The 25,791-nt window shown below is 44.8% G+C and carries 25 protein-coding genes and 1 riboswitch; of the genes, 14 read left to right on the forward strand and 11 right to left on the reverse strand.

Translation table 11 applies throughout. From position 1 onward, the window contains the following. Window position 1: 1 nt before the first annotated feature. Together AC4MBN_RS07405 and AC4MBN_RS07410 are read right to left on the reverse strand one after the other, a co-directional pair. Complete coding sequence (locus AC4MBN_RS07405) at window positions 2-655, reverse strand: urea amidolyase associated protein UAAP2 (RefSeq protein ID WP_491880062.1); 654 nt, start codon at window positions 653-655, stop codon at window positions 2-4. A 15-nt stretch (window positions 656-670) separates the two neighbouring features. After that, on the reverse strand, window positions 671-1,417 hold the full coding sequence (locus AC4MBN_RS07410; protein ID WP_491880063.1) for an urea amidolyase associated protein UAAP1: 747 nt from the start codon (window positions 1,415-1,417) through the stop codon (window positions 671-673). A 30-nt stretch (window positions 1,418-1,447) separates the two neighbouring features. Continuing rightward, window positions 1,448-1,553: riboswitch (guanidine-I (ykkC/yxkD leader) on the reverse strand. 191 nt (window positions 1,554-1,744) lie between these two features. Between AC4MBN_RS07410 and AC4MBN_RS07415 the strand changes: the two genes are divergently transcribed. Next, window positions 1,745-2,455: an HAD family hydrolase gene (locus tag AC4MBN_RS07415; RefSeq protein WP_491880064.1), complete on the forward strand. Its 711-nt coding sequence runs from the start codon at window positions 1,745-1,747 to the stop codon at window positions 2,453-2,455. A gap of 69 nt (window positions 2,456-2,524) precedes the next feature. On the opposite strand, the gene AC4MBN_RS07420 is transcribed toward AC4MBN_RS07415, so the two are convergent. From AC4MBN_RS07420 to AC4MBN_RS07440, 5 genes are all read right to left on the reverse strand, one after another. Further along, window positions 2,525-2,875 carry a hypothetical protein gene (locus AC4MBN_RS07420; RefSeq protein ID WP_034703248.1) on the reverse strand — a complete coding sequence of 117 codons (351 nt, stop codon included), beginning with the start codon at window positions 2,873-2,875 and terminating at the stop codon, window positions 2,525-2,527. A gap of 250 nt (window positions 2,876-3,125) precedes the next feature. Further along, entirely contained in the window at window positions 3,126-4,292 is a 1,167-nt protein-coding gene (locus AC4MBN_RS07425) for a fatty acid desaturase family protein (RefSeq protein ID WP_491880065.1), read from the reverse strand. A gap of 40 nt (window positions 4,293-4,332) precedes the next feature. Then, on the reverse strand, window positions 4,333-5,355 hold the full coding sequence (locus AC4MBN_RS07430; RefSeq protein WP_419374728.1) for a flavin reductase family protein: 1,023 nt from the start codon (window positions 5,353-5,355) through the stop codon (window positions 4,333-4,335). A 319-nt stretch (window positions 5,356-5,674) separates the two neighbouring features. After that, on the reverse strand, window positions 5,675-7,312 hold the full coding sequence (locus AC4MBN_RS07435; RefSeq protein ID WP_302700588.1) for a long-chain-fatty-acid--CoA ligase: 1,638 nt from the start codon (window positions 7,310-7,312) through the stop codon (window positions 5,675-5,677). A gap of 257 nt (window positions 7,313-7,569) precedes the next feature. Beyond that, window positions 7,570-7,731, reverse strand: a complete 162-nt coding sequence (locus tag AC4MBN_RS07440; protein ID WP_491880066.1) for a hypothetical protein — start codon at window positions 7,729-7,731, stop codon at window positions 7,570-7,572. Window positions 7,732-7,920: 189 nt separating this feature from the next. On the opposite strand from AC4MBN_RS07440, the gene AC4MBN_RS07445 reads away from it, so the two are divergent. Then, complete coding sequence (locus AC4MBN_RS07445; RefSeq protein ID WP_491880067.1) at window positions 7,921-9,342, forward strand: aminotransferase-like domain-containing protein; 1,422 nt, start codon at window positions 7,921-7,923, stop codon at window positions 9,340-9,342. Between the two features lie 39 nt (window positions 9,343-9,381). On the opposite strand, the gene AC4MBN_RS07450 is transcribed toward AC4MBN_RS07445, so the two are convergent. From AC4MBN_RS07450 to AC4MBN_RS07460, 3 genes are all read right to left on the reverse strand, one after another. After that, window positions 9,382-10,725 carry a DcaP family trimeric outer membrane transporter gene (locus AC4MBN_RS07450; RefSeq protein ID WP_491880068.1) on the reverse strand — a complete coding sequence of 448 codons (1,344 nt, stop codon included), beginning with the start codon at window positions 10,723-10,725 and terminating at the stop codon, window positions 9,382-9,384. A 112-nt stretch (window positions 10,726-10,837) separates the two neighbouring features. Next, entirely contained in the window at window positions 10,838-12,208 is a 1,371-nt protein-coding gene (locus AC4MBN_RS07455; protein ID WP_180131716.1) for an MFS transporter, read from the reverse strand. 228 nt (window positions 12,209-12,436) lie between these two features. Continuing rightward, complete coding sequence (locus AC4MBN_RS07460; RefSeq protein WP_312157081.1) at window positions 12,437-13,348, reverse strand: LysR substrate-binding domain-containing protein; 912 nt, start codon at window positions 13,346-13,348, stop codon at window positions 12,437-12,439. Between the two features lie 115 nt (window positions 13,349-13,463). Here AC4MBN_RS07460 and AC4MBN_RS07465 point away from each other — a divergent pair, with 115 nt between their 5' ends. The 12 genes from AC4MBN_RS07465 (at window position 13,464) to pcaD (ending at window position 24,675) form a co-directional block, all read left to right on the forward strand. Further along, window positions 13,464-14,573, forward strand: a complete 1,110-nt coding sequence (locus AC4MBN_RS07465) for a muconate/chloromuconate family cycloisomerase (RefSeq protein ID WP_419364396.1) — start codon at window positions 13,464-13,466, stop codon at window positions 14,571-14,573. Window positions 14,574-14,588: 15 nt separating this feature from the next. Then, entirely contained in the window at window positions 14,589-14,879 is a 291-nt protein-coding gene (gene catC / locus AC4MBN_RS07470) for a muconolactone Delta-isomerase (RefSeq protein ID WP_104426111.1), read from the forward strand. A 150-nt stretch (window positions 14,880-15,029) separates the two neighbouring features. Then, complete coding sequence (catA, locus tag AC4MBN_RS07475) at window positions 15,030-15,950, forward strand: catechol 1,2-dioxygenase (RefSeq protein ID WP_491880069.1); 921 nt, start codon at window positions 15,030-15,032, stop codon at window positions 15,948-15,950. A gap of 75 nt (window positions 15,951-16,025) precedes the next feature. Then, window positions 16,026-17,414 carry a benzoate 1,2-dioxygenase large subunit gene (gene benA, locus AC4MBN_RS07480; RefSeq protein WP_180031198.1) on the forward strand — a complete coding sequence of 463 codons (1,389 nt, stop codon included), beginning with the start codon at window positions 16,026-16,028 and terminating at the stop codon, window positions 17,412-17,414. Further along, a complete protein-coding gene (gene benB, locus AC4MBN_RS07485; RefSeq protein ID WP_491880070.1) occupies window positions 17,411-17,902 on the forward strand; it encodes a benzoate 1,2-dioxygenase small subunit in 492 nt (163 codons plus the stop codon). The genes benA and benB overlap by 4 nt, the downstream gene beginning before the upstream one ends. Window positions 17,903-17,993: 91 nt before the next feature. Next, window positions 17,994-19,010, forward strand: a complete 1,017-nt coding sequence (benC, locus tag AC4MBN_RS07490) for a benzoate 1,2-dioxygenase electron transfer component BenC (RefSeq protein ID WP_491880071.1) — start codon at window positions 17,994-17,996, stop codon at window positions 19,008-19,010. A gap of 21 nt (window positions 19,011-19,031) precedes the next feature. Beyond that, window positions 19,032-19,817, forward strand: coding sequence for a benzoate diol dehydrogenase BenD (gene benD, locus AC4MBN_RS07495; protein ID WP_491880072.1), 786 nt, complete (start codon window positions 19,032-19,034; stop codon window positions 19,815-19,817). Window positions 19,818-19,874: 57 nt separating this feature from the next. Continuing rightward, window positions 19,875-21,095 carry a benzoate/H(+) symporter BenE gene (gene benE / locus AC4MBN_RS07500; protein ID WP_491880073.1) on the forward strand — a complete coding sequence of 407 codons (1,221 nt, stop codon included), beginning with the start codon at window positions 19,875-19,877 and terminating at the stop codon, window positions 21,093-21,095. Window positions 21,096-21,119: 24 nt separating this feature from the next. Next, window positions 21,120-21,791, forward strand: a complete 672-nt coding sequence (locus AC4MBN_RS07505; RefSeq protein WP_491880074.1) for a 3-oxoacid CoA-transferase subunit A — start codon at window positions 21,120-21,122, stop codon at window positions 21,789-21,791. Between the two features lie 15 nt (window positions 21,792-21,806). Then, window positions 21,807-22,460: a 3-oxoacid CoA-transferase subunit B gene (locus tag AC4MBN_RS07510; RefSeq protein ID WP_491876771.1), complete on the forward strand. Its 654-nt coding sequence runs from the start codon at window positions 21,807-21,809 to the stop codon at window positions 22,458-22,460. Between the two features lie 132 nt (window positions 22,461-22,592). Continuing rightward, window positions 22,593-23,798 (forward strand): 3-oxoadipyl-CoA thiolase, encoded by a 1,206-nt coding sequence (gene pcaF / locus AC4MBN_RS07515; protein ID WP_419364410.1) that lies wholly within the window; start codon window positions 22,593-22,595, stop codon window positions 23,796-23,798. A 97-nt stretch (window positions 23,799-23,895) separates the two neighbouring features. Next, window positions 23,896-24,675, forward strand: a complete 780-nt coding sequence (gene pcaD / locus AC4MBN_RS07520; protein ID WP_419364412.1) for a 3-oxoadipate enol-lactonase — start codon at window positions 23,896-23,898, stop codon at window positions 24,673-24,675. Between the two features lie 58 nt (window positions 24,676-24,733). Here the strand turns inward: pcaD and AC4MBN_RS07525 are convergent, their stop codons facing one another. Then, window positions 24,734-25,621: an EamA family transporter gene (locus AC4MBN_RS07525; RefSeq protein ID WP_491880075.1), complete on the reverse strand. Its 888-nt coding sequence runs from the start codon at window positions 25,619-25,621 to the stop codon at window positions 24,734-24,736. Window positions 25,622-25,791 lie beyond the last annotated feature (170 nt).

Here is a 25,791-nt window from a genome sequence, read left to right on the forward strand (position 1 = left end):
CTTAAGCCTCCTCGCCTTCACGCACAACTAGCTGGATTTGTGTCGGGTTGTAGGCATTACATGGGTTATTCAACTGCGGGCAGTTCGAGATCAGCACGATCAAATCCATTTCGGCCTTGATTTCCACATATTTGCCTGGTGCAGAAATACCATCATCAAATTTCAGGTGACCATCGGCAGTCACAGGCACATTCATAAAGAAGTTGATGTTTGGACCGATGTGACGCACGTTTAAGCCATGTTTTTTTGCCACTGGATGTTTTGCCAGCGCATACATAAAATTGTTACGGCAGCTGTGCATCGGGTATTTGTCATATGCATAACGAATTGTATTACTTTCACATGAACATGCACCACCTAAAGTGTCGTGACGACCACAGTTATCATCATTGATCACAGCAATGGCACGGCCAAAGTTACTGTATAAAGTCGTGCCTTTTTCCAAATAAATCTGTTGGTTAATCGCCAGTGTATCGGTTGCGCTATAACGCTCTTCCGGATTTTCAGCAGAGATAAATAAGGTATCGACTGCCTGATTTCCTTCCAGATCGATGATGCGGAAATACTGGCCTTTTTTGACTTCGCACATCCATGCTTCACCGGCAGGACAGATTTCGCTAAGTACGGTTTTTTCGAATTGTTGTAGAGCTGTCATGGTTATTCTCCTGCCTTAAACGTTTGAAAGTGCGTAGTAACGTGCGTTGTTCTGGAATGCACGCTGGTTCTGTGGACAGGAGTCGCGACAGATATCGGTTTCGCCTAAGCTATTGGCTTTAAACAAAGATAATTGAATATCAGCCGGTTGATATTCCGCACTGTTATCTAGTCCATGTGGTGCAGCAGACAGGAACACCAGACAATCCATTTCAAAACGCAGTTCAATGATTTGATCAGTATTGTCTGAAGGCACATAAGACAATGCGCCGGCATCATTTGGAGTGACTTTAGAGAACAGATTGACGGTTGCACTCAGGTCAGTCTGACCGAGTGAGAATTTAGATAATTCAATTAACAGACCATCTAAACCGCTTTGGTACATGTCATTGCGGGCATCCTGGAAGCTACGGATGCCAAACTGTTTTTCAATCTGTTCAGGACGAGATGGACCACAGAAGGTATCGTTCCAGCCAGCTTCATCTTTAACAATGGAAGCCATCACACGACCCAGATCGGAATACAGCACATTCCCTGCTGTCAGGTAAGCTGTATGCTGGCCTTTCAGACTGTCTGGCATGTTGTAACGTTCCAGTTTATCTTCAGCATTGACACAGAACAGGGATACGTTGGCATTGGCACCTAGTGCCTTGAATTGCAGAACCGCACCTTTTTGAATGCGCCCGGACCAGTGATGCCCTCCCGGCAGGATTTCAGTCCAAAGTGTTTGATTGTTATGGTACTTATTGTCTATTGCGCCCATGTACATGACCTCTCTAAGGTTTTTGTTCCAACCTCCCGGGCTTTTATCCCTCCGTGTAGCTCAAATCGAGCCGTGAACTCTCGGTCTCAGCCGCAGTTTTTTTGAAAAAACTGCCGGAACCCTAGATCACTTTATGATGGGTAGATAAATGCAAATGCTGTGCCAATTTAGTATTACGATTTTTATTATTAGTAATACTTAAAATGCTCAAAATAAGTTCATTTTAGGAATTCATTGATAAATACAGTCTGGATGTGCACCCAAACTGGACTTTTTATCTCTTTCTAAAAACGGGATAATGGCGGTGAAAGAGAAATGGGGGGTGTCATGTTTAAAGATAAAAAGCTGGTGTGTTTTGACCTGGATGGAACCCTGATTGATTCAGTGGGAATCTGGAACCAGGTCGATGCTGCCCTGATTCAGGAATTATCTGGAATTGAAATTGGTCTAGATCAGATTCAACAACAACGTGACCTGCAACTGAAAGCCTTTAGACATATGCCCGATCCCTATCTGGAATATTGTGGCTATTTAAAAGACCTATATGGTTTCAAGCCAAGCAAGGAAGAGGTTAAAAACCGCCGTTACGGTATTTCACGGCATTTTCTGGATCATGTGATAGAACTCAAACCGCAAGCTGAGCTGCTGATTCAAGCCTTAAAACAGCAAGGGATACAATTGGCACTCACGACTACCACCAGCTTATTCAATGTGCAGCGTTATCAGGATAATAATCAGAAGATTAATCAGAAAATCAGTTTTGATGATGATTTTGCGATTATTTTGACTCGTGAAAATGTCGAGAATATCAAACCGCATCCAGAGGTGTATTTAAACGCGCTCCAGCATTTTGAAATTGAGGCTAAAGACTGCCTGATTGTTGAAGACTCTTTAATTGGGGTGGAAGCTGCCAACAATGCGGGAATTGATGTAGTGGCAATTTACGACCAGTATTCTGCGCATGAAATGGATCTGATCAAAGCCAAGGCAAATTATTTTGTAGAAGATTTTGCTGGTCTCATAAAATTGGTGAACTAAAAAAATGCCATGAATCCTTCCTGATCATGGCATTTTTTGTGTTATCTCTGAATTGATTAGATTAGAGCATTATTTGGCTTTTTTATAAACGGAGCCTGAACCAACCAGATTGCCAGTTTTTTCGTCAATTGCGAAATCAACGACACCTGCACCTGAATTAATCTGAAGCAGGCCATTATCAGCGACTGAAGCGGGCATCGGATTTTTCTTGTCGGTTTTGCCGCTTTCTTTATCTTTAATGGTATTGGTAATGAAATAGTTTTCACCATTTTTGGAAATCACCAAGATATTTTCCAATTTTGGATTTTCCAGTGTATTTTTCCAGTTCCCCTGATAATCTGGTGCAGGAGTTTCCGGGGTATTACACGCGGTTAACAGCAATAACAGTGAGATGCCTGAAAAATATTTAAGATATTTCAAAACTGAGACCTTGAATAATAGAACGCGGCCATTATAAAAAGAACCTTCTTGAGGTAAACGCTTAGCTTGTAGGCGAAGCGTTTCAGCCGTAGTAAATCTGTCCCAGCTTCGTCATTTTTTGAAAATCATCTTCATATTTCATTCATAAATTCGTGTGAACTTGCCACTTTTTAACAGATAAAAAAATCCTCAATAGACCATCCAAATCTATTGAGGAGTACCAAACTGGATAATAGAGAAACCTTAAAAATTAATTTACAAGCTTAGATTTAAAGTAACGAAACACCGATTTAACTGCATGAGTTTTTTCTGCAATTTGCTGATTCCATTCATTTGGCAGTGAGCATTTCGCCAGTCTGACCCATACAGTCGAGAACTGCTTCATAAAGCTAGCTTCGTTATAGTGAACCCCGTACTCAGCACATAAGACTTTGATTTTTGGTGCAACTTCGGCATAACGGTTTGCTGGCATATCTGGGAACAGATGATGCTCAATCTGATGGCTTAAATTACCACTCAGAATATGCAACCAGTTCGCGCCACTGAAGTTGCTCGAACCACGGATCTGACGCAGATACCATTCCGCACGGGTTTCATTGTCGGTATTGTCCATTTCAAAGGTTTCAGCATCTTCAGTGAAATGTCCATTGAAGATCACTGCAGACGCCCATAGGCTACGAATCACATTGGCAACTGCATTCCCAGTAAATACTGGAATCGCATTTGGACCGGCAATAATCGGGAAAAATACATAATCTTTCAGAACCTGACGGCGCATTTTTTTGCGTAAAGGCGCTGCTTCTTCCCAGACCTGTTTCCAGGTTTTTGTTTTATAGGCAATTACATCTTCCAGATGCAAACGCTGTACACCCACATACCATTCAAAGAACACCATCAACTGAATGGTTAAAGGAATATTCCAGATAAAACGTAGTTCCCAGGGCTGAGATTCACTGACACGGATCAGACCATAACCGACATCATGATCCATACCGACAATATTGGTATACGTGTGATGAATATAGTTATGAGTGTATTTCCAGTCATCCCCAGTGGAAATAGTATCCCAATCATAAGTCGAACCATTCAGGCTCGGATCATTCATCCAGTCGAACTGGCCGTGCATCACATTATGGCCAAGTTCCATATTTTCCACGATTTTCGAGATACCCAATAAGCCTGTGCCCGCTAACCATACTGGTGGCAACCAGCCTGCAAACATCAACATGCCGCGGGAAGCAATCTCGCTATAACGTACAAAATTACGGATTTTATAAATATATTCTGCATCTTTTTCGCCCAAATCTTCCATTACTTCACGGCGGATAGCATCAACCTTGGCACCGAACTCTTCAACCTGTTCCGGGCTTAGAAATTGAGATTTACTGTGTTTTTTAAAATCAATTTGCATATTCATGGGAGCACCTTCTTATTCGTTTAGTAATGGTTGAAATAGCTTATAAATTAATCACCACAGGACTGACGGCCTGTGAAATACAAAGTTTGATTGGAGTATTGCTGCCGTGGTCGATCTCACCCGTCAGCATGTTTTTCACCGAACCGCTGACTTTAGTACATGAGCAAGTATTACAAATGCCCATACGGCAACCATGCGCTGGACGAAGACCCGCCTGCTCTGCACTTTCCAGCAGATTAGATTCTGCCTGGAATTCCTGCTGCGATCTTAAAAACTGTACAGGCTGTGCTTTCACTTTTTCATCCATTGCAATCTGGAAATATTCAGAATGGAAGCTAGATTTCACCGCCAGTTTATCGGCAATTTTGAGTGCAGTTTTCATCATTCCCGCTGAACCACAGGCATAGATTTCACGCTGTTCAAAATCTGGTACCAGCTTGTTTAGCAATTGCTGGCTCAGATGCTGCTTATGCTCGACTGTATTAAAATGATGATATTTCAGATGAGGATGCATCAACGCCAGGGTTTTGATCTCGGCATGAAATGCATCATCACGGGTGAAATAGATCAGATCAATCGGATGCTGAAACTGCACGACTGCTTTTTGCAATAAGGAATAAATCGCAGTAATGCCACTGCCTGATGCCAGAAACAGAATCGGTTTAGGAGAGTTTAATAAGGTAAATTCGCCCTGTGGCTGAGACAGCTCGACCACTGCACCCAGTTGCAATAAAGTTAAGGCACGCGACACTTTACCTTGCTGCTTGACTGCAATAATCACATCACCATTTTTTAAAATGGTCACGATAGAATAATGACGTTGATGACGTACTCCATCCAGACGCAGAGTCACCGCGATATTTTGACCGGCCTGAAATGACCCGCGATTAAAGTTATAATTTGGACGTAACTGGATTTTGAAAAAGTCCGGGCTGACCGCCTGAATATTCACGATCGATGCTTTGACTTTTTTGAGTGCCCAAGTTGGATGGATTTTTTCACCAACAAAATCAATGAAATCTTCACGAATCCAATGCGGCTTGTAGGTTGTCATACTTGTCATTTTTATCCCCTCTATTCCGCAGACAGTATTAATGTACAACTGTCTATTTATTATGTAGTCCAGAATAAAGAATTCTGAAGCTCACACCATGTCAATGTAGGTCAAATTATGTGCTTAGAAACCATAGTTGGACTTTTTGTAAGACAATCTTAGCCAGAAAGTGCTGTTAAAACTGTATGAACTGAATAAATTGCTTTTTTGGTCTGTATATTTTTAGCAAAACCATATAAAAAAACTGACCTCTATATAAGAGATCAGTTTCTGTTTTAAATATTGGGTGAGTTAAAAAGGCAAAAATTTACCCTTTTAAAGAAATAGCTTAACCTACGGCCTGTTCCAGCAAGATAGAGCCATAAAGTTCACGCAGGTCTTTTTTCAGCATCTTGCCGGTTCCACTTAACGGAATAGAATCTACAAAGATCACGCGATCCGGAATTTGCCATTTAGCGACCTTGTCCGCATAGTAATCCAGTATTTCAGCTTCACTCACATGACTCTCTGGCTTTTTAATCGCAATCAGAACGGGACGCTCATCCCATTTAGGATGCTGTGCCGCAATCACGGCAGCCATGGCAATTTCAGGATGTCCCATGGCCATATTTTCAAGATCGACTGAAGAGATCCATTCACCACCTGACTTGATCAGATCTTTGGAACGGTCACACAGCTTCATAAAGCCATCTTCATTTAAGGTGGCAATATCTCCGGTATCAAACCAGCCATCTGCTGTGAGCGCAGATTCTTCCTTGCCAAAATAATGATCAATGATCCAATGTCCTTTAATTTGCAGATTACCTATGGTTTCACCATCTCGGGCGATTTCCTGGGTCCCTTTTTCTTCATCGGTTAAACGTAAATCAACGCCAAACGGTGGACGACCTTGAGACAGACGAATCTGCATTTTTTCTTCATCCGCCAGATCGAGGTGTTTGGTTTTTAGCTGATTGGCACTCCCGAGGGGACTGGTTTCAGTCATCCCCCAAGCATGAATGGTTTCGCAATTAAACTGCTCTTTAAAGGTTTTCAGCATCGCCGGTGGACAGGCAGAACCACCGACCACATTCCGTTTCAGGCTTTCCAGTTTTGAACCACTTTGCTGGGCAGCCGCAATCAGCCCTTGCCAGATCGTTGGAACGCCTAAAGCTACAGATACTTTATACGTATCAATCAGATTGACCAGACTGGCTCCATCCAGGCCCGGCCCTGGCAGCACTAAAGTACAACCGACCATGGCAGCGGCATATGGGGTTCCCCAGGCATTGACATGGAACATTGGTACCACTGGCAGCATGATGTCACGCGCTGCTACATTCAGGGAATCCGGCATAATAATGGCATAACTATGCAATACTGTTGAGCGATGGCTATATAAAACCCCTTTCGGATTTCCAGTCGTACCAGAGGTATAACACAATGAACTCGCTGTATTTTCATCCAGTTCAGGCCAGTCAAATTCTGCAGATTGCTGGGCAAGCAAATCATCATAAAACTGAACTTCCGGAATGGCTTCACGAATCGACGAATCTTCAGCATCCAGACAGATATACTGTTCTACAGTTTTTAATAACGGTTTGACGGCTTTAATTAAAGGTGCAAAGGTTTTATCAAACAGCAGTACCCGATCGGCAGCATCATTGATAATAAATACCAGCTGTTCCGGAAATAAACGCGGGTTAATGGTATGGCAAACCAGCCCGCTCCCCGAAATGGCATACCAAGATTCTAGATGTCGATGATTATTCCAGGCAATGGTCGCAACCCGATCGCCGAGTGTCAGACCGAATTGCTGTAAAACATTGGCAAAACGTTTCGAGTTTTCCCGGATTTCTCCCCAATTGGTCTTTTTAATGCTGGTATCGGTATTTTTAGAAATGATCTCGGTATCGGCATGATAACGGCCGGCATGTTCAATCATGCTGCTGATCAGTAAGGGCTGGAACATCATATTTCCGAGCATGCTTCACTCCTTTATCCTTGTTATTTGTCCATCTGTTATATGGTTGTTATTTCTGTATGATGCGCTGGCGAAAAGCCTGTATTCATTTTTATCATCAAACAGTCTGAATCTAGCAAGGAAATCTGACTTTGTGAGTGTCAAATTGTGACAAAGTCACAGAGTGGATGCAGAAAAATTAGAAAATAAAACTGGGAATGTGTGCCATAAAAAAAGCCCCAATTTAGATTGGGGCGATGATAGTGTTCAGGGAGAGAATTTTAAAAGCCGCTCATCATAATTTTGTCTGCATTTACGACAAAGATAACGCCTAGGCAGAATAAACCGGCATAAAGTGTAAACCAGAGAATCATCTTCTTGAATGCTGCATCAGAAATACTGCTATCCGCATATTTTGGTGCTTTGTTGTCTTCTGAATTCATATGATCACCCATAGGTTGGTCTGGCGTTATGAGTTTTATTATCAGCAGACCTAAATCAGCTGTATAGATACAATATACATTTAAAAAAATATAACAGTTAGCCACTTATTTTTTTGATTTGTTATATTTTAATAACTTATTCATAATATAATTCTGATTATATTAGTACAGTTTAGATTTTATTTTCTTATGTTCAAATCTGAAAAGCTGGCCCAGAATATTCGCCAAATGATTGAAAATGGCGCATGGAAGGCGCATGACAAATTACCTTCATTGCGGGAGCAGACTGAATTGTCCGGCTATAGCCTGATGACGGTGCTTAATGCCTATCAGGTGCTTGAATCACAAGGATTGGTTTATGCCAAAGATAAATCTGGCTACTATATTGCAGAGCGACCACAAACCTATAGCAGTAAAGAACCCGCGGTACAGATTGGCTTAAACTCCAAAGTTAAAATTAACTCTGTGGTATTTAATTATTTAAAGTCACTGCAAACTCCAAATATTGCGCCTTTTGGTTCAGCTTTTCCAAATGCTGAACTGTTATATAACAGCCGATTTATGCAGATTCTGGCGCAGCATAGCAAAAGAAAAAGCAGTTATAGCCATCAAAATCATATGCCACCGGGTAATCAGGAATTACGCCAACTCATTGCCAACCGCTATCAGTTACAAGGCATAAACTGCATTTCGGATGACATTGTCATTACTTCTGGTGCCTTGGAAGCTCTCAATCTGTCTTTACAGGCTTTGACTCAACCGGGTGATTTTATCCTGCTCCAGCAAACCATTTTTTATGGTGCCTGGCAGGCGGCTGAACGTTTAGGCTTGCAGGTTATTACAATCCCTGAACATCCGCAGTTTGGTTTTGACCTGGAATCATTTGAGCAAGCACTTAAACAGTACCCGATCAAAGTCTGCTGGCTGATGCTGAATGCACATAATCCGATTGGCTTTACGGTAAATTCAGAGATCAAGCAAAGAATTGCAGAACTGTTAAATGAATATCAGGTATATCTGATTGAAGATGATGTCTATCAGGAACTCAATTATGGCGCTCATAAGCCGGTTTCCGTGAAATATTTTGATCAGCGTCAACGGGTATTGCACTGCTCTTCATTTTCCAAAACATTGGGCATGGGTGCGCGGGTTGGCTGGGTTTTCGCTGGCCCATTTTCCGATGCAATCCAGCATTTACAGCTCATGAGTACTTTGACTGTTAGTCCGTTATTACAAAATGCACTGGTCGATTTTCTGTCCCATCATCATTATGAAAAGCATTTGCGTCATCTAAGACAGCAGCTGGAAAAGTATAAACAAAAGTTTTATCAGGAACTCAAAGCGCGTTTAGATTCAGTCTGTGAAATTTATTATTATTCCAGTGGCTATTTTCTCTGGATCAAATTGCCGGAACAGCTGGATGGTCAGGTTTTATATGAACAGCTGATTCAGCACAATATTGCCATTGCCCCCGCTTTGCTGTTTAAACCGGAACATACCAGCCAGAATTATATTCGCCTGAACTGTTCATTTGACTGGACTTCTGAGATAGAAAACGCTGTCAATGTACTGGCAGAGGTAATCCTGAATCATATAAAAAGCGTGGATTAATTCATCCACGCTAGATTTCTTATATTAAATCGCTAGAGTTTAGAAACTGTAAATTGCAACGGCATTCACTCGGTTATCTTCACCCTTTGTACTGCCATTTGGTGCAGCCCCCAGTGCTTCACGTTCACCATAAACATATTCCAGGCCAAAACTCAGCGGTTTTGTAGGGTTATAGAACACATTGGCCCAAGCCTGCCAAAGGTCTTTGTTCACTGCTGTTAGATTCAGACCAGGAGCAGCAAGATAGCCATTATCTTGGTCGAAATTCATATAACCATAGCCTACTGTGCCACGCAATTTATCATTAAACTGCTGCGTTAGCCCTACAGTAATCGAATCAAATTCACTCTGTAGAAGATCTCCATTAGCAGCTGTAACGACACCTGGGTTAGCGTAAGAGACAAAACTGCTATCCCCTTTGACATGATAATAATCTGCCTTAAGGCTGGTGCCTGGAACAAACTCGTATTTGGCACCTAAGCCCACACCCCATGCTGTTTTTTCATCTTCATTCACGCGTTTTTCATTCCCCATCGCACGTGCGCTGACAGAAAGATTATCCGCAAATTTGTGGTTTAAGCGTGCAGTTAAAGCCGGTAAACGCTGTTTGATTCCCGTAATGGTCGCATCTTTCGGATCTTCTACTGCAAGCACCAGATTGGTCGCTGGACTCAAAGTACTGGTATGACGAATCTGAGGCGTCCGTTTAATTGAACCACCGGCATAAACCAGTGCATCTACCGTCTCAGGTATATAGTCTGGGGTCGCAAAGTTTGACCAGGTTTGACCAATTAACCAGTCAGCATAGCTGATATAGGCATGGCGGATACGCAGGTTATCAAAACTAGCCCCACCCAGGAAATCGACCTCAACTTTACCACTTAAGGCTTTATCCCCAGCACCCACGGGCGCTTGAAAATCCATCCCTAAACGCGTGGCTGAAAGCGTGGATTTAAACTCATCACTGCGTTCACCTGTGCCTTCAAGAGGTACCGCATTAATCTGGTTATACATACGTGTCGCTGCACCGCCCTCAGCCTGATAAGAGGCATCAGCACGGATATTACCGTATAGATTAAACTCGGCCCCACTGGCAATTTTCATCACAGGTTTGCTCGCAGGCGCTACTGCTGTATTTGTAGGTGCTGGCGTTATCGCTACAGGGGCAGTCACAGCAGCTGTCTGAGTTTGCTGCTGCTCAATCAAGGCACGTAAAGCTTGAACCTCTTGACGCAACTGCTCAATTTCCTGCTGATTGGACTGAGCTGGAGTTTGTGCTTGGGTAGACAAGCTAAGGCCCCCTAAACTCATTGCCATCATGCTCATCAGAACCGTGCGTTTTAATGTGATTGTTTGATTATTAAATAATTGTTTCGTGTTCATCCTAAACTCACTTTTTTATTATGCGTCTCGATTCTAGCAACAGATCACCACCGCTTACGATGGCGATCTCTATCATTAGAAGTGTTTTCTTTATTAATTGATATTTAATCCATTAACTTGCTTTTTCAGCGAGAGAATCAGTGCGAATCTCAGGTGCAGCAAGGGCTTGACCTTCTACAGACATTTTTAAGTTCACCAGGAAAATTGCCAGCGCAGCAATCAAACCGGGAATCGCAATTGCAAAGAAGTTCATTTGATGCGGTAAATTCATGGTGAGTAAAGCACCTGTCAATACCGGTCCAACGATCGCACCAATACGTCCAATTCCGGAAGCCCAACCCATGCCGGTAGAGCGCACCGTTGATGGATAATATTGTGCCACGAAGGTATACAGGAGAATTTGTGAACCAATAGTTGCTGCACCGGCCACTGCAATCAAGCTATAAAGCACGAATTGCGGACTGTTATAACCGAGCAGGATTAAAGAAGCTGCCCCGCAAAGAAACATGATGGTCAACACTTTTTTAATATGGAAACGATCTGCCAGATACCCCCCACCAATAGCCCCAATCATGCCGCCAATATTCAGGGCAAACAGGAAAATCATGCTGGCACCCAGTGAATATCCAGCCTGGATCATCAGTTTTGGTAACCAGCTACCCAGTGCATAGACCATTAATAGACACATGAAAAATGCCAGCCAGAACATAAAGGTACTAAATGTGCGGCCTTGCTGGAATAATGCTTTTAAAGGTGCTTCATCGCCTTTTTGCACTTCATTCAGGACAAACTGGGTGTCAGATCCAATTACCTGTGTTGGCGAAATTTTCTGGATAATGCTTTGCGCTTGAGCCGTTTGCTGCTTATTGGTCAGATACATCAGGGATTCTGGTAAATATTTCCAGAGTATCGGCAGGAACAGTAAAGGAGTACCCGCAAGCAAGAACATGATTTTCCAGCCAAACTGTGGCACCAGCCATGCGCCAAGCAAGGCAGATGTCATCCCGCCGATGGCATAGCCACTAAACATCAAAGCGACCAGTGTACTGCGAATCCTTTTTGGTGCGTATTCCGTCATCAGGGCAACGACGTTTGGCATCACGCCACCAATTCCTAGTCCGGCAAGAAAACGTAGAATTCCGAATTCGACAGGTGATGTTGCAAAGGCACCGATAAACGTAAAACCACTAAAGATCGCGACACAGATCATGATGGTTTTTTTACGTCCCAGTTTATCGGACAAAGTGCCAAAGCTCATGGCACCAAACATCATACCGAACAAGGCGGTACTGGCTAACATTCCGGCCTGTACTGCACTGAGTGACCATTCCTGCATCAGTAGTGGTAAAGCAACGCCGTAAATCACCAGGTCATAACCGTCAAAAATAATGATCAGCAAACACCAGATCAGGACGCCCCAATGAAAAGGCGTGAACTTTGCTTCATCAATCAGCGTATTTATATTCACTTTATTTGTAGACATCTCCACCTCCTAATTGTGAAGTTCAATTTATGAGATTCACAATGCAGAAGATGTGCATAAATGTCCAAAACTGAATAGGCATGCTTCTATACCTATAAAGTCTGCCTTAAAGAAAAGGCTTTATTTACTATGCTTTAATGATATTCATCTAAATAAAACGACTTTAATTCAGTCATTAAATAATAATTTCACTTATTTTATATAACATCTAAAAAGTTTTAATCTTGTTTAAAACACCGCACGATCATATTTAATCGCTTCAAGATCATAGACCTGATAGACCGCATCAAACAGATAACGAATATATTCACTTTCATCCATATTACGAATAGCCATAAAGACCGGACTAACCGCAAATTCATCTAATAAAGGGATAAAGTTTAAATGTGCCAGCCGAATATTCTGGGCACTTTCCGGCACAATACAGACACCCTCTCCAGCAGCCACAAAACCCAGCGCCAGTTGCAATTCACTGACTGCACGGATATTTTTCGGCTCTAGTCCATACTCGGAAAATATACCGCGCACCTGGGTAGAAAAATTAGCCTTACCATTATTCGGGTATAAAAAGAGTGGCTGATCTACCAGTTCAGCCAGATTCACGCCATCTCGTTGCAAAAGAAAATGGCTAGAATGTGCCGCGACCATCAGCCGTTCTTCACGCAGTAATACCCGTTTCACTGCCGGATCTGAAATCCTTAAACGTCCAAAACCGACATCAATCCGCCCTTCTTTAAGTGCCTGAATCTGCTCTGAAGTATTCATTTCAACCATCTCAATTTTGAGCTGGGGATGTTGCTGCTTAAATAGAAACACAATACGCGACAGTAAACCGAATAATAAAGATCCGACAAAACCAATGCTAATAGTGCGATCCGCGATGCCAATCCGCTTGGTCATCGATTTGATTTCTTCCGCATTAGACAAAAGTTTAACCGCATGTTGATAGAAGAATTGACCTGCTTCTGTGGTCTTAAGCGGTCGGCTACCTCTTTCAAAGAGCTGAATATCCAATTCCTGTTCCAGATTTTGTATCTGTCTACTTAAAGGTGGTTGAGCAATAAACAGTTTTTCTGCCGCCTTGGTAAAACTTTGTTCTTCGACGACTGCGACGAAGTAACGCAAATGCCTGAGTTCCATATTTATGCATACCTTTAAAGTATAAAAAAATGCTAAATCGATCTTAGACCAATCAAAATTATTCTTTTAAGGTATATCAAGTCAAAACATTAAAGCAAGAATGTGAAGCGTAATTATGTATAAGTCAGTTGAAACCTTGCTGGTTCAAATACCGACGATCCGTCCTCACAAGATGGCTGTCGCAACCATGCAAACCCAGACACTGGTCCTGGTCAAAATCACCACCGAAGACGGCTATGTGGGTTGGGGCGAAGCCACCACCATTGGCGGTTTAGGCTACGGTGAAGAAAGCCCAGAAAGTGTCAAAGTGAATATTGAGACTTACTTCGCACCGCTTCTGAAAACATTATCGGGTTTGAATGTTGCACAGACATTACAAGCCATCAAAAAGAATATTAATGGTAACCGTTTTGCCAAATGTGCCATTCAAACTGCACTACTGGATATCCAGGCACAACGTTTGAACCAACCACTGAGTGAAATTCTAGGTGGACGTTTACGTGACAGCATCCCAGTGCTGTGGGTACTGGCATCTGGCAATACCGAGAAAGACATTGCTGAAGCCCAGAAAATGATTGCGGCCAAACGCCACAATATTTTCAAACTGAAAATTGGTTCACGTCCAGTGGAACAGGATGTTGAACACGTGCTTGCCATTAAACAGGCATTGGGCAAAGACATTTCGATCCGTGTGGATGTGAACCGTGCCTGGTCAGAGCTGGATGCGATTAAAGGTATTCAGTTACTCCAGGACGGCGGCATTGACCTGATTGAACAGCCGTGCGCCATTGACAATCTGGATGCAATGCGACGTCTAACCCAGCGTTTTGATATCGCCATCATGGCGGATGAATCCTTGATGGGCCCGCAGTCTGCTTATCAGATCGCACGTCAGCATGGCTCATCAGTTTTTGCAGTTAAAGTGGCGCAATCTGGTGGCCTGATTGAAGGCTGTGAAGTTGCAAAAGTGGCACAGCTGGCAGGCATCGATCTGTATGGCGGCACCATGCTGGAAGGCCCGGTGGGCACCATCGCCTCTGCCCATGCCTTCTCGACTTTTGAAAGTCTCGCTTATGGCACCGAACTGTTTGGTCCTCTGCTGCTAACTGATGAAATTTTAAAAACCCCACTCCAGTATCAAAACTTTGAACTTGAGATTCCGAAAGGACCAGGTCTGGGTATTGAGTTGGATGAAAACAAAATTGACAACTTGCGTCGTCAATAATTCCAGGAGAACCCCATGCTTTTCCAAGTACGAATGGACGTCAATATTCCAAAAGATATGCCAGTTGAACAGGCCAATGAAATTAAGGCTGTCGAAAAAGCCTATTCACAGGATCTGCAACGCCAGGGTAAGTGGCGTCATATCTGGCGCATCACCGGGCAGTATTCAAACATCAGTATTTTTGATGTTGAAAGCAATGAAGAGTTGCACAACCTGCTACAGGGCTTGCCGCTCTACCCGTATATGAACATCGAAGTTATGGCATTGAACCGCCATCCATCATCGATTCGAGATGATGACAAGTAATGAATAAATTCGGGAATGGAAATAAAAAAATCCTTCTCACCCATACACCTGAGGGTAAACCAAAAGGACTTGTGGCCAGCCAAATTTAGCCAGCCGATAAAGCTAAAGATGCGCCACTAAAATATGAAAACATACTTTAGGAGCAATAGTATGAACCGCCAAGAAATTGATGCATTGGTTAAAAAAATGAATGTCGATACAGCGACAGGACCAGTTGATGAGCGTGTACAACAAGTTGTTGTACGTTTATTAGGTGATCTTTTCCAGGCTATTGAAGATCTTGATATTTCTCAGACTGAACTCTGGAAAGGTCTGGAATACTTTACTGATGCAGGTCAAGCCAATGAATTAGGCTTACTGGCTGCAGGTCTGGGTCTGGAACATTACTTAGACTTACGCGCGGATGAAGCAGATACCAAAGCAGGCATTACTGGCGGTACACCACGTACCATCGAAGGCCCGCTCTATGTTGCAGGTGCACCTGAGTCCGTTGGTTTTGCGCGTATGGATGACGGTTCTGAAGAAGGCAAAATTCCAACCCTGATTATTGAAGGCACAGTGACCGATACTGACGGCAACATCATTGAAGGTGCAAAAGTTGAAGTCTGGCATGCCAACAGCCTGGGCAACTACTCTTTCTTTGACAAGTCACAATCGGACTTTAACCTGCGCCGTTCTATCTTTACCGATCAAGACGGTAAATATATTGCGCTGACCACCATGCCGGTCGGTTATGGTTGCCCGCCTGAAGGTACCACCCAGTTCGTACTGGACAAATTAGGTCGTCACGGTAACCGCCCATCTCATGTGCATTACTTCGTATCTGCGCCGGGTTATCGGAAGTTAACCACACAGTTCAACATCGAAGGCGATCAATACCTGTGGGATGACTTTGCATTCGCCACACGTGATGGTCTGGTCGCAACTGCTGTTGATGTGACCGATGAAGCTGAAATCACACGCCGTGGTTTAAATGGTCCATTCAAACATATCCAGTTCAATATCGAACTGGTGAAAGACCAGGCTGCTGCACCAAGCACTGAAGTAGAACGTCGTCGCGCAAGCGCTTAATTCAAAATGGAATCGGGATGTCAGTCTGAGCAACATCCCGATGACTTCCCCTCCTTGGAAAGTCGGAGACTGGACATGCCTCGTATTCCTGTAATTAACACCAGCCATTTAGACCGTATTGATGAATTACTGGTCGATGATTTTGAATCTGGTGAATTTAAACTGCACCGTTCCGTATTTACTGATCAAGCCCTGTTTGATCTGGAAATGAAATATATCTTTGAAGGAAACTGGGTTTATCTGGCCCATGAGAGCCAGATTCCCCACAACAACGATTACTACACAACCCATATTGGCCGTCAGCCAATCATCATTGCACGTAATCGTAATGGCGAACTAAATGCCATGATCAATGCCTGCTCTCACCGCGGTGCACAACTGTGCCGTTATAAGCGTGGCAATAAAGCAACCTATACCTGCCCATTCCATGGCTGGACATTCAATAACTCAGGCAAGCTGTTAAAAGTGAAAGACCCGGCTGATGCAGGCTATTCAGATTGCTTTAACCAGGACGGTTCTCATGACCTGAAAAAAGTAGCCCGTTTTGAAAATTACAAAGGCTTCTTGTTTGGCAGCCTGAATCCGGATGTTCCTTCTCTGGAAGAATACCTGGGTGAAGCCACGAAGATCATCGACATGATCGTGGGTCAGTCTGAGCAAGGTCTGGAAGTTTTACGCGGTTCATCGACTTATACCTATGAAGGTAACTGGAAGCTGACTGCAGAAAACGGTGCCGATGGTTATCACGTCTCTGCCGTGCACTGGAACTATGCTGCAACGACTCAGCAACGTAAGGAAAAAGAAGCTGGCGATAATATTCGTGCCATGAGCGCAGGTTCATGGGGCAAACAAGGCGGTGGTTCTTACGGCTTTGAACATGGTCACATGCTGCTTTGGACACAATGGGCCAACCCGGAAGACCGTCCAAACTTTGCCAAGAAAGATGAATATACCGAGCGTTATGGCGAAGCCATGGCGAAATGGATGATCGAGCGTTCACGTAACCTGTGTATCTATCCAAACGTTTACTTCATGGATCAGTTCGGCTCACAAATTCGTGTCCTGCGTCCGATCTCTGTCGATAAGACTGAAGTGACTATTTACTGTATCGGTCCTGTTGGTGAAGAGCCTGAAGCACGCACTCGCCGTATCCGTCAGTATGAAGATTTCTTTAATGCTTCTGGTATGGCAACTCCGGACGATCTTGAAGAATTTCGTGCCTGTCAGGCTGGTTATGCAGGGATCGCACTGGAATGGAACGACATGTGTCGCGGGTCTAAACACTGGATTCAAGGGCCGGATGATGCAGCCAATGAAATTGGCCTGAAACCAAAGCTGTCTGGCATTAAAACTGAAGATGAAGGCCTGTACCTAGCTCAGCACCAGTACTGGCTAGAACTGATCAAAAAAGGCATTGCGACTGAAAAAGAAATTGCTGCAAGCACTGAAGGAGAAACCGCATGAGCGACATCACTTTAGAAAATATTGCGCAGTTCCTGTATCAGGAAGCCCGCTTTTTAGATGATGAGCAATGGGATGACTGGTTACAGTGCTACGCCCCTACTGCTTCTTTCTGGATGCCAGCTTGGGATGATGATGACCGTCTGACTGAAGATCCACAGTCTGAAATCTCACTGATCTACTACCCTGACCGTCAGGGCTTGGAAGACCGTGTGTTCCGGATCAAGACAGAACGTTCATCTGCCACCATGCCGGATACCCGTACCAGCCACAACATCTGCAATATTGAAATTGTGGAACGTGACAGTGACAAGGTCACTGTGCGCTTTAACTGGAATACCCTGAGTTTCCGCTACAAAACCAGCTACAGCTATTTCGGTATGTCTCGTTACGAGATCGATTTTTCAGGTGAAAAACCACAGATTCTAAGCAAATACGTGGTGCTGAAAAACGATTACATCAACCAGGTTATCGACATTTATCACCTCTAAGACTGTTTCGACAGCAAGGTCAAAAAGCCCTTCAGCCAGGGAAATATGGCTGAAAGGCTAAGTTTCAAAGATTTATATAGGATATTCAGCCATGTCAAACCACAATGTTGCACTCCAATTTGAAGATGGCGTTACACGTTTTATTAGTGTTGCCCAAGGCGAAACCCTGTCCGATGCAGCTTACCGTCAAAAGATCAATATCCCTCTAGATTGCCGTGACGGTGCATGTGGAACGTGCCGCGCTTTTTGTGAATCAGGTGCGTATGACATGCCTGAAGAAATGTATATTGAAGATGCACTGACTCCAGAAGAAGCCGCAGAAGGTTTTATTCTGGCTTGCCAATGTAAACCGACTTCAGATGCCGTGTTCCAGATTCAGGCTTCGTCTGATGTTTGCAAAACCGAGATTCACGCATTTCAAGGTACGTTGGCCCGTGTAGAAAACCTGTCTGATTCCACCATTACCTTTGATATTCAACTCGATGATGGTCAACCAGATATCCATTTTCTGGCCGGACAATATGTCAATGTCGGCATTCCTGGCACCACTGAAACCCGTTCTTACTCATTCAGTTCCAAGCCGGGCAACCGTTTAACCGGCTTCGTGGTGCGCAATGTGCCGAACGGCAAAATGTCGAGTTTCCTCAGCGCTGATGCAAAAGCGGGTGACAAAATGACCTTTACCGGTCCATTCGGCAGCTTCTATCTGCGTAATGTGACCCGTCCGGTATTGATGCTGGCAGGTGGTACAGGCATCGCGCCATTCATGTCGATGTTACAGGTACTGGAAGAAAAAGGTTCTGAATATCCAGTACGTCTGGTATTTGGTGTGACCAATGACTTTGACCTGGTCGCAATTGAAAAGCTGAATGAACTACAGGATAAATTCCCATGGTTCGAATATCGTACAGTGGTCGCAAATCCAGAATCTGCACATGAGCGTAAAGGCTATGTAACCGGTCATATCGAAAACGAATGGCTGAACGCTGGAGATGTCGATATCTACCTATGTGGTCCAGTGCCAATGGTTGAAGCGGTTCGCGGCTGGCTGGATGCTGAAGGTGTCAAACCTGCCAGCTTCTTGTTTGAAAAATTCTCTGCCAACTAAGTTTAGAAGCCGGAGAATCTCATGAACCGTAACCCAAGATTTGAAGATAAAGTCGTAATCGTGACTGGTGCTGCGCAAGGCATCGGTCGCGGTGTAGCCATCCAGGCTGCTGCTGAAGGCGCACAAGTCGTCATGGCCGACCTTTCTCCCTATGTAGAAGAAGTGCTGGCGGAAATTGAAGCGAAAGGTGGCGATGCCATCATCGTCAAGGCCAATCTGGAAACCTATGTTGGTGCCGAGGCTGTCATGGCCAAAGCACTGGAGACCTATGGACGTATTGATGTACTGATCAATAACGTCGGTGGCGCGATCTGGATGAAGCCTTTTGAAGTGTTTTCTGAAGAAGAAATCATCAAGGAAGTGAACCGCTCTCTTTTCCCAACAATGTGGTGCTGCCGTGCAGTACTACCGCAAATGATCAAGCAGCAGCATGGCACCATTGTAAACGTATCGTCAATTGCAACCCGTGGCATTAACCGGGTGCCTTATTCGGCTTCTAAAGGTGGAGTTAACGGCTTGACTGCTGCTCTTGCCTTTGAACATGCCAAAGACGGGATTCGTGTCAACGCCGTTGCAACGGGTGGTACCGAAGCACCGCCACGTAAGGTTCCACGTAATGCCAATCCATTAACGGAAACTGAAAAAGTATGGATGCAGCAAGTGGTGGATCAAACTATTGACCGTACTTTCCTGGGACGTTACGGCACGATTCAGGAACAAGTGAATGCCATTTTATTCCTGGCTTCGGATGAATCGTCCTATATGACCGGTACGGTAGTACCTGTCGGTGGTGGCGATCTGGGTTAATCCCGATCCATACCAGATCAACAGGATCATTGCTAGACGCAAGGAGGCATATTGCCAATGAGTCACCTGTTTCAAACCTTAAAAAATGACTGGTCGATTTCAGCCACTGTTGCAGGATTTTTAGCAGTACTGATTTCTTATGCCGGTCCCCTCATTATTTTTTTCCAGGCGGCCCAGCAGGCACAAGTATCTGCAGCCATGATGATTTCCTGGATCTGGGGGATTTCCATAGGTGCTGCTGTTTCCAGTATCTATTTATCCATCAGGTTCAAAGTGCCGATTGTGATGGCTTGGTCAGCACCTGGTACGGCACTTTTAGTGACCTTATTTCCCGATATTTCACTGAATGAAGCGATTGCTGCCTATATCACCACGGCGGTGGTGCTGTTTGTGATTGGCATTAGTGGCTATTTCGATAAATTGTTAGCGCTGATTCCACAAGCGGTTGCCGCAGGAATGATGGCTGGCATTTTGGTGAATTTCGGTTTGGACTTGTTTAGTGCCACAGACAATATGCCCATGATCGTACTTGGCATGTTGCTGGTGTTTTTAGTCGCCAAACGGCTGAATCCCCGTTATGCCATGTTATGGGTATTGGCGGCTGGTGTCTGTTTAAGCATGATTCTAGGGCAGTTCCAGCCAGTCAGCATGGACTTCAGTTTAGCCATTCCGCAACTGATTCAGCCGGAGTGGACATGGTCATCGACTTTTAACCTGGCACTCCCTCTGATTCTAGTCAGCCTGTCTGGCCAGTTTTTGCCGGGGATGAGTTTATTAAAAATCAGCGGGTATCAGGTACCAGCCAAACCCATTATTACCATAGCCAGTATTACCTCTCTGGTAGTGGCCTGGGTTGGTGGTATTACCACAGTTCTGGGTTCAATTACTGCAGCACTTTGCATAGGCAAAGATGCGCACGAATTACCAGAAAAACGTTATATCGCTGGTGTATGTAATGGCCTGTTCTACATTTTAGGTGGCCTGTTTGCAGGCAGTATCGTGATGCTGTTCAGTCTGTTTCCCAAAGAACTGATTGCAGCATTGGCAGGATTGGCTTTACTCGGTGCAATTTCCAGCAATCTGACCGTGGCCATGCAAACAGAAAACCAACGTGAATCTGCTCTGATTACCTTTCTGGCTACCGCTTCTGGCATGAGCCTGCTTGGCATGAGTTCCGTGTTCTGGGGCATCTGTATCGGCCTGCTGGCGCACTTTGTACTTAGCCCGAAGAAATCTTCACTGCAAACAAATTTAGCTTCTGATTCAAAACGTGCCTGAGTGATAGGCAGTAAAGGAAAGATTATGATTGATAAAAGTTCTGCTTCTCTGGTTGAAGCACTCTCACAAATCAAGGACGGCTCCACCATCATGATCGGTGGTTTTGGTACTGCCGGTCAGCCCGCTGAACTGATTGATGGCCTGATTGAGCTGGGCGTGAAAGATCTGGTGATCGTTAACAATAATGCCGGCAATGGCGACTATGGCCTGGCAAAACTGCTAAAGACCGGCGCAGTTCGTAAAATCATCTGTTCTTTTCCACGCCAGTCAGACTCCTGGGTCTTTGACGAGCTGTACCGTGCCGGCAAGATCGAACTGGAACTGGTGCCGCAAGGCAACCTGGCCTGTCGAATTCAGGCTGCCGGTATAGGCCTAGGTCCAATCTACACGCCGACTGGTTTTGGCACCTTGCTGGCAGAAGGCAAGCCAACCTTGAATTATGAAGGCAAAGATTACGTTTTAGAAAATCCAATCAAGGCGGACTTTGCTCTGATCAAAGCGCATAAAGGTGATCGCTGGGGCAATCTGGTCTATCGTAAATCCGCACGTAACTTCGGTCCAATCATGGCGATGGCGGCAGATGTGACTATTGCCCAAGTTGCTGAAGTCGTTGAACTCGGTGAGCTGGATCCGGAACACATTATTACCCCAGGCATCTTTGTCCAACATGTTGTTCAAGTACAACCGGCACAGTAATTTAGGAGCAAAATCATGAGCTATATCAAACTGACCCGTGACCAGATTGCTGAACGTGTTGCCCAGGACATTCCTGATGGTGCCTATGTCAACCTTGGTATTGGCCTGCCGACCAAGATTGCCAGCTATCTTCCTGCAGACAAGGATGTTTTCCTACATTCTGAAAATGGCTTGCTGGCTTTCGGTCCGCCACCTGCCAAAGGCGAAGAAGACCCTGAGCTGATTAATGCCGGTAAAGAATTTGTGACCATGCTGACTGGCGGTGCTTTCTTCCACCATGGCGATTCTTTCGCCATGATGCGTGGCGGTCACCTGGACATTGCGGTACTGGGCGCTTTTCAGGTCGCTGAAAATGGTGATCTAGCCAACTGGCATACCGGTGCACCAGATGCAATTCCCGCAGTCGGTGGTGCGATGGATCTGGCCGTCGGTGCCAAGAAAGTCTTTATCACAACAGATCACGTCACTAAAAAAGGTGAACCGAAGATTGTGGCTGAACTGACTTATCCTGCCACTGGCCTGAAATGTGTAGACCGTATTTATACCGATCTGTGTGTGATTGATGTCACGGCTGAAGGTATGAAAGTGATTGAAAAAGTTGAAGGTCTGTCATTTGAAGAATTGCAGTCGATGACGGGTGCCAAACTGATTGATGCAACACAAGGTTAAGTAATAAAGGAAAATTAAATCCCCTTAAATCCCCCTTTTTTCAAAGGGGGACTTTCGAAAATATATGCCGGAAGCTCTCCTCCCTTTATCAAAGGGAGGTCGGGAGGGATTAGAGAACTGGAAATAGAAACAATGAAAAACGCATACATCATCGATGCCATCCGTACCCCATTCGGTCGCTATGCGGGTGGACTGGCACCTGTCCGTGCTGATGATCTTGGCGCGATCCCGATTAAAGCGCTGATGGAACGTAACCCAAGTATCAACTGGGAAAAAGTGGATGACATCATCTATGGCTGTGCCAACCAGGCCGGTGAAGATAACCGCAACGTGGGTCGTATGTCCGCTTTGCTCGCAGGAGTGCCTTATCAGGTACCGGCAACTACGATTAACCGTCTTTGCGGTTCATCACTCGATGCGGTAGCCATTGCGGCTCGTGCCATTAAAGCCGGTGAAGCCGATCTGATTATGGCTGGTGGTGTGGAATCCATGTCACGTGCACCGCTGGTGATGGGTAAGTCTGAAACCGCTTATGGCCGTACTCAAAAGCTTGAAGATACTACCATGGGCTGGCGTTTTATCAACCCGAAACTGAAGGAACTGTATGGCGTGGAAACCATGCCGGAAACTGCGGAAAATGTGGCAGCACAGTTCAATATCAACCGTGAAGATCAAGACAAGTTTGCCCTGACCAGCCAGCAACGTACTGCAGCGGCGCAGGCCAAAGGTTTCTTTAAAAATGAAATCATTCCGGTAGTGATTCCTCAGCGTAAAGGCGAACCTGTGGTTGTTGATACAGATGAACATCCACGTGCTTCTACGACACTAGAAGGTTTAACTAAGCTAAAACCAGTTGTAAAAGCGGATGGTACGGTGACTGCCGGCAATGCTTCTGGCATTAACGATGGTGCAGCGGCACTCCTGATTGCCTCTGATGAAGCTGTTGCTGAATATGGCCTAGAAGTGCGTGCCAAAATTATTGGCTCAACGGTTGTCGGTGTTGAACCACGCATTATGGGCTTTGGTCCGGCACCAGCGATTAAAAAGCTACTGGCCCAGACCGGTTTGACACTAGATCAGATGGATGTCATTGAACTGAATGAAGCCTTTGCTGCACAGGCCTTAGCCGTGACCCGTGACCTTGGCCTTCCAGATGATGCTGCCCATGTAAACCCGAATGGCGGTGCCATTGCCATTGGCCATCCACTCGGTGCTTCCGGTGCCCGTCTGGTGACAACCGCACTGAACCAGCTGGAACAGACTGGCGGGAAATATGCTCTCTGCTCTATGTGCATTGGCGTAGGTCAAGGTATCGCGCTGATTATTGAACGTGTTTAAAAAACCCCTCCTAACCTCCCTTTCTTGCACAAGGCTTAAGCAGTGCTTATGTCTTGTTCAGGGAGGAATTTTTAGAAGGAAATAAAAGGAATAACAAATGCCAACATTTACATCAAATGATGCCCAGATTAATTACCAGACTTTTGGGGATGCCAACAAACCTGTCTTGGTATTTTCCAACTCACTGGGTACCAAATACAGCATGTGGCAGCCACAGATTGAACATTTCCAGCAGGATCATTACGTAATCTGCTATGACACCCGTGGTCATGGTGCATCATCTGTACCACAAGGCCCGTATAGCTTGGAGCAGCTGGGTCAGGATGTCGTGAATCTACTGGATCATTTGGATATTGCAAAAGCAGCATTCTGTGGTATTTCTATGGGTGGCTTAACCGGTCAATGGTTGGCGATTCATAAGCCAGAACGTTTTAGCCAGGTGATAGTCTGTAACACCGCAGCCAAAATTGGCCAGGAACAGGCATGGCAAGACCGTGCTGTGCTTGTCCGTGAGCAAGGTCTTGCTCCGATTGCAGCAACTGCGGCATCACGCTGGTTTACCGATCCCTTTATCCAGAGCAACCCGGCAGTCGTTGCAGAACTTTCAAACGACCTCGGAGCTGGCAGCCCAGAAGGCTATGCAAACTGCTGTGAAGCTCTGGCTAAGGCGGATGTCCGCGAACAACTTAGTAGCATTCAAATCCCTGTGCTGATTATTGCGGGTCAGCAGGATCCTGTGACGACTGTTGCAGATGGCCAGTTTATGCAGCAACGTATTGCGAACAGCCAGCTATATGGAATAGATGCCTCGCATATTTCCAATATTGAACAGCCGGAAGCCTTTAATCAGGCCGTACAAACTTTTCTTGCTGCTTAAATTTATTCTTATAAAAAAGCCACGATATATCGTGGCTTTTCTTTTATTCGTGTATTCGTTAAGCCCAGATCACCAGCATCGCTGCAATCACCACCAGTCCCAAGCCCCAATGCTCGGCACGCGCCAGTTTTTCTTTAAAGAAATAAACTGAAATCAGCAGACTGAACAGGATTTCGATTTGTCCCAAGGTTTTCACGATTGGCACGCTCATCATGCTCATGGCGGTAAACCAGCCTAGGGACGCCATAAAGCTACAAAAACTGACTTTAAAAGTAAGTCCCAAACGTTGCCACATAGCAACTAAGGTTTTTCGACTAAACAGGCTCAGGTAAATCAGCATACTGATGCACTGGAAACCAATGACAGAAATCAGCACCCATGAAGCGCGATGTACGGTTGGCAACATCGGTAGTTCCAGACTAGCTTCACGTACCAAAAGTGAAGTAATGGCAAAGCTCAAACCGCTGCCGATTCCGATGGCTAAAGTCTTGGTGGATAGACCGGTGAGCTGATTGCCCTTACTCAGCAGGAATACCGCATAACCACCGATCAGCACCCCGATCCATGCGAGTACAGAAAGATGATCTGACAGAAAAATCACTCCGATAATGGCAGCCAGAATCGCTTCACTTTTTGCCAGTCCAACGCCAATCGCATAATTTTTCTGTTTAAACAGCTGCACCATCAAGGCGGTTGCCAGAATCTGGCTAATACCGGCAATCAGAATATAGATCCAATACTTCGGGGTAAAATGCACCACACTTTCTACCGGTTTGAAGTGGTATAAAGCTGCAATGTAAAGCCCGGCCAGCGGAAAGCCAAACAGGAAACGTGCCAGTGTCACGCCCCAAATATCGACAGTAGTACTGAGCTGTTTTTGAAAGGCATTTCGCCAGGCCTGCATAAATGCAGCCATTAAAGTGAAGAAAATCCAGCTGATTGCCATACCCTGATCATTAATACCGTAAAAGTGAATTAATTCTATGCCTTAGTACAATCTATGACTAATTAAAAATGAGATAATGGCTAATAGCTAAAAGTTTAATTTTCTAATTTAAAAATAATTAAAATTTATCAAATTGACAGGGATAAAATTGATTTCTCAGATTCCAACTA

Source organism: Acinetobacter sp. CAU_H_60 (assembly GCF_058599385.1).

What these genes read in the sequence shown, in the direction of transcription:
- AC4MBN_RS07405 (WP_491880062.1), bottom strand. Translation starts at nt 655, where the DNA reads ATGACAGCTCTACAACAATTCGAAAAAACCGTACTTAGCGAAATCTGT.
- AC4MBN_RS07410 (WP_491880063.1), bottom strand. Translation starts at nt 1,417, where the DNA reads ATGGGCGCAATAGACAATAAGTACCATAACAATCAAACACTTTGGACT.
- AC4MBN_RS07415 (WP_491880064.1), top strand. Translation starts at nt 1,745, where the DNA reads ATGTTTAAAGATAAAAAGCTGGTGTGTTTTGACCTGGATGGAACCCTG.
- AC4MBN_RS07425 (WP_491880065.1), bottom strand. Translation starts at nt 4,292, where the DNA reads ATGAATATGCAAATTGATTTTAAAAAACACAGTAAATCTCAATTTCTA.
- AC4MBN_RS07430 (WP_419374728.1), bottom strand. Translation starts at nt 5,355, where the DNA reads ATGACAAGTATGACAACCTACAAGCCGCATTGGATTCGTGAAGATTTC.
- AC4MBN_RS07435 (WP_302700588.1), bottom strand. Translation starts at nt 7,312, where the DNA reads ATGCTCGGAAATATGATGTTCCAGCCCTTACTGATCAGCAGCATGATT.
- AC4MBN_RS07440 (WP_491880066.1), bottom strand. Translation starts at nt 7,731, where the DNA reads ATGAATTCAGAAGACAACAAAGCACCAAAATATGCGGATAGCAGTATT.
- AC4MBN_RS07445 (WP_491880067.1), top strand. Translation starts at nt 7,921, where the DNA reads ATGTTCAAATCTGAAAAGCTGGCCCAGAATATTCGCCAAATGATTGAA.
- AC4MBN_RS07450 (WP_491880068.1), bottom strand. Translation starts at nt 10,725, where the DNA reads ATGAACACGAAACAATTATTTAATAATCAAACAATCACATTAAAACGC.
- AC4MBN_RS07455 (WP_180131716.1), bottom strand. Translation starts at nt 12,208, where the DNA reads ATGTCTACAAATAAAGTGAATATAAATACGCTGATTGATGAAGCAAAG.
- AC4MBN_RS07460 (WP_312157081.1), bottom strand. Translation starts at nt 13,348, where the DNA reads ATGGAACTCAGGCATTTGCGTTACTTCGTCGCAGTCGTCGAAGAACAA.
- AC4MBN_RS07465 (WP_419364396.1), top strand. Translation starts at nt 13,464, where the DNA reads ATGTATAAGTCAGTTGAAACCTTGCTGGTTCAAATACCGACGATCCGT.
- catC (WP_104426111.1), top strand. Translation starts at nt 14,589, where the DNA reads ATGCTTTTCCAAGTACGAATGGACGTCAATATTCCAAAAGATATGCCA.
- catA (WP_491880069.1), top strand. Translation starts at nt 15,030, where the DNA reads ATGAACCGCCAAGAAATTGATGCATTGGTTAAAAAAATGAATGTCGAT.
- benA (WP_180031198.1), top strand. Translation starts at nt 16,026, where the DNA reads ATGCCTCGTATTCCTGTAATTAACACCAGCCATTTAGACCGTATTGAT.
- benB (WP_491880070.1), top strand. Translation starts at nt 17,411, where the DNA reads ATGAGCGACATCACTTTAGAAAATATTGCGCAGTTCCTGTATCAGGAA.
- benC (WP_491880071.1), top strand. Translation starts at nt 17,994, where the DNA reads ATGTCAAACCACAATGTTGCACTCCAATTTGAAGATGGCGTTACACGT.
- benD (WP_491880072.1), top strand. Translation starts at nt 19,032, where the DNA reads ATGAACCGTAACCCAAGATTTGAAGATAAAGTCGTAATCGTGACTGGT.
- benE (WP_491880073.1), top strand. Translation starts at nt 19,875, where the DNA reads ATGAGTCACCTGTTTCAAACCTTAAAAAATGACTGGTCGATTTCAGCC.
- AC4MBN_RS07505 (WP_491880074.1), top strand. Translation starts at nt 21,120, where the DNA reads ATGATTGATAAAAGTTCTGCTTCTCTGGTTGAAGCACTCTCACAAATC.
- AC4MBN_RS07510 (WP_491876771.1), top strand. Translation starts at nt 21,807, where the DNA reads ATGAGCTATATCAAACTGACCCGTGACCAGATTGCTGAACGTGTTGCC.
- pcaF (WP_419364410.1), top strand. Translation starts at nt 22,593, where the DNA reads ATGAAAAACGCATACATCATCGATGCCATCCGTACCCCATTCGGTCGC.
- pcaD (WP_419364412.1), top strand. Translation starts at nt 23,896, where the DNA reads ATGCCAACATTTACATCAAATGATGCCCAGATTAATTACCAGACTTTT.
- AC4MBN_RS07525 (WP_491880075.1), bottom strand. Translation starts at nt 25,621, where the DNA reads ATGGCAATCAGCTGGATTTTCTTCACTTTAATGGCTGCATTTATGCAG.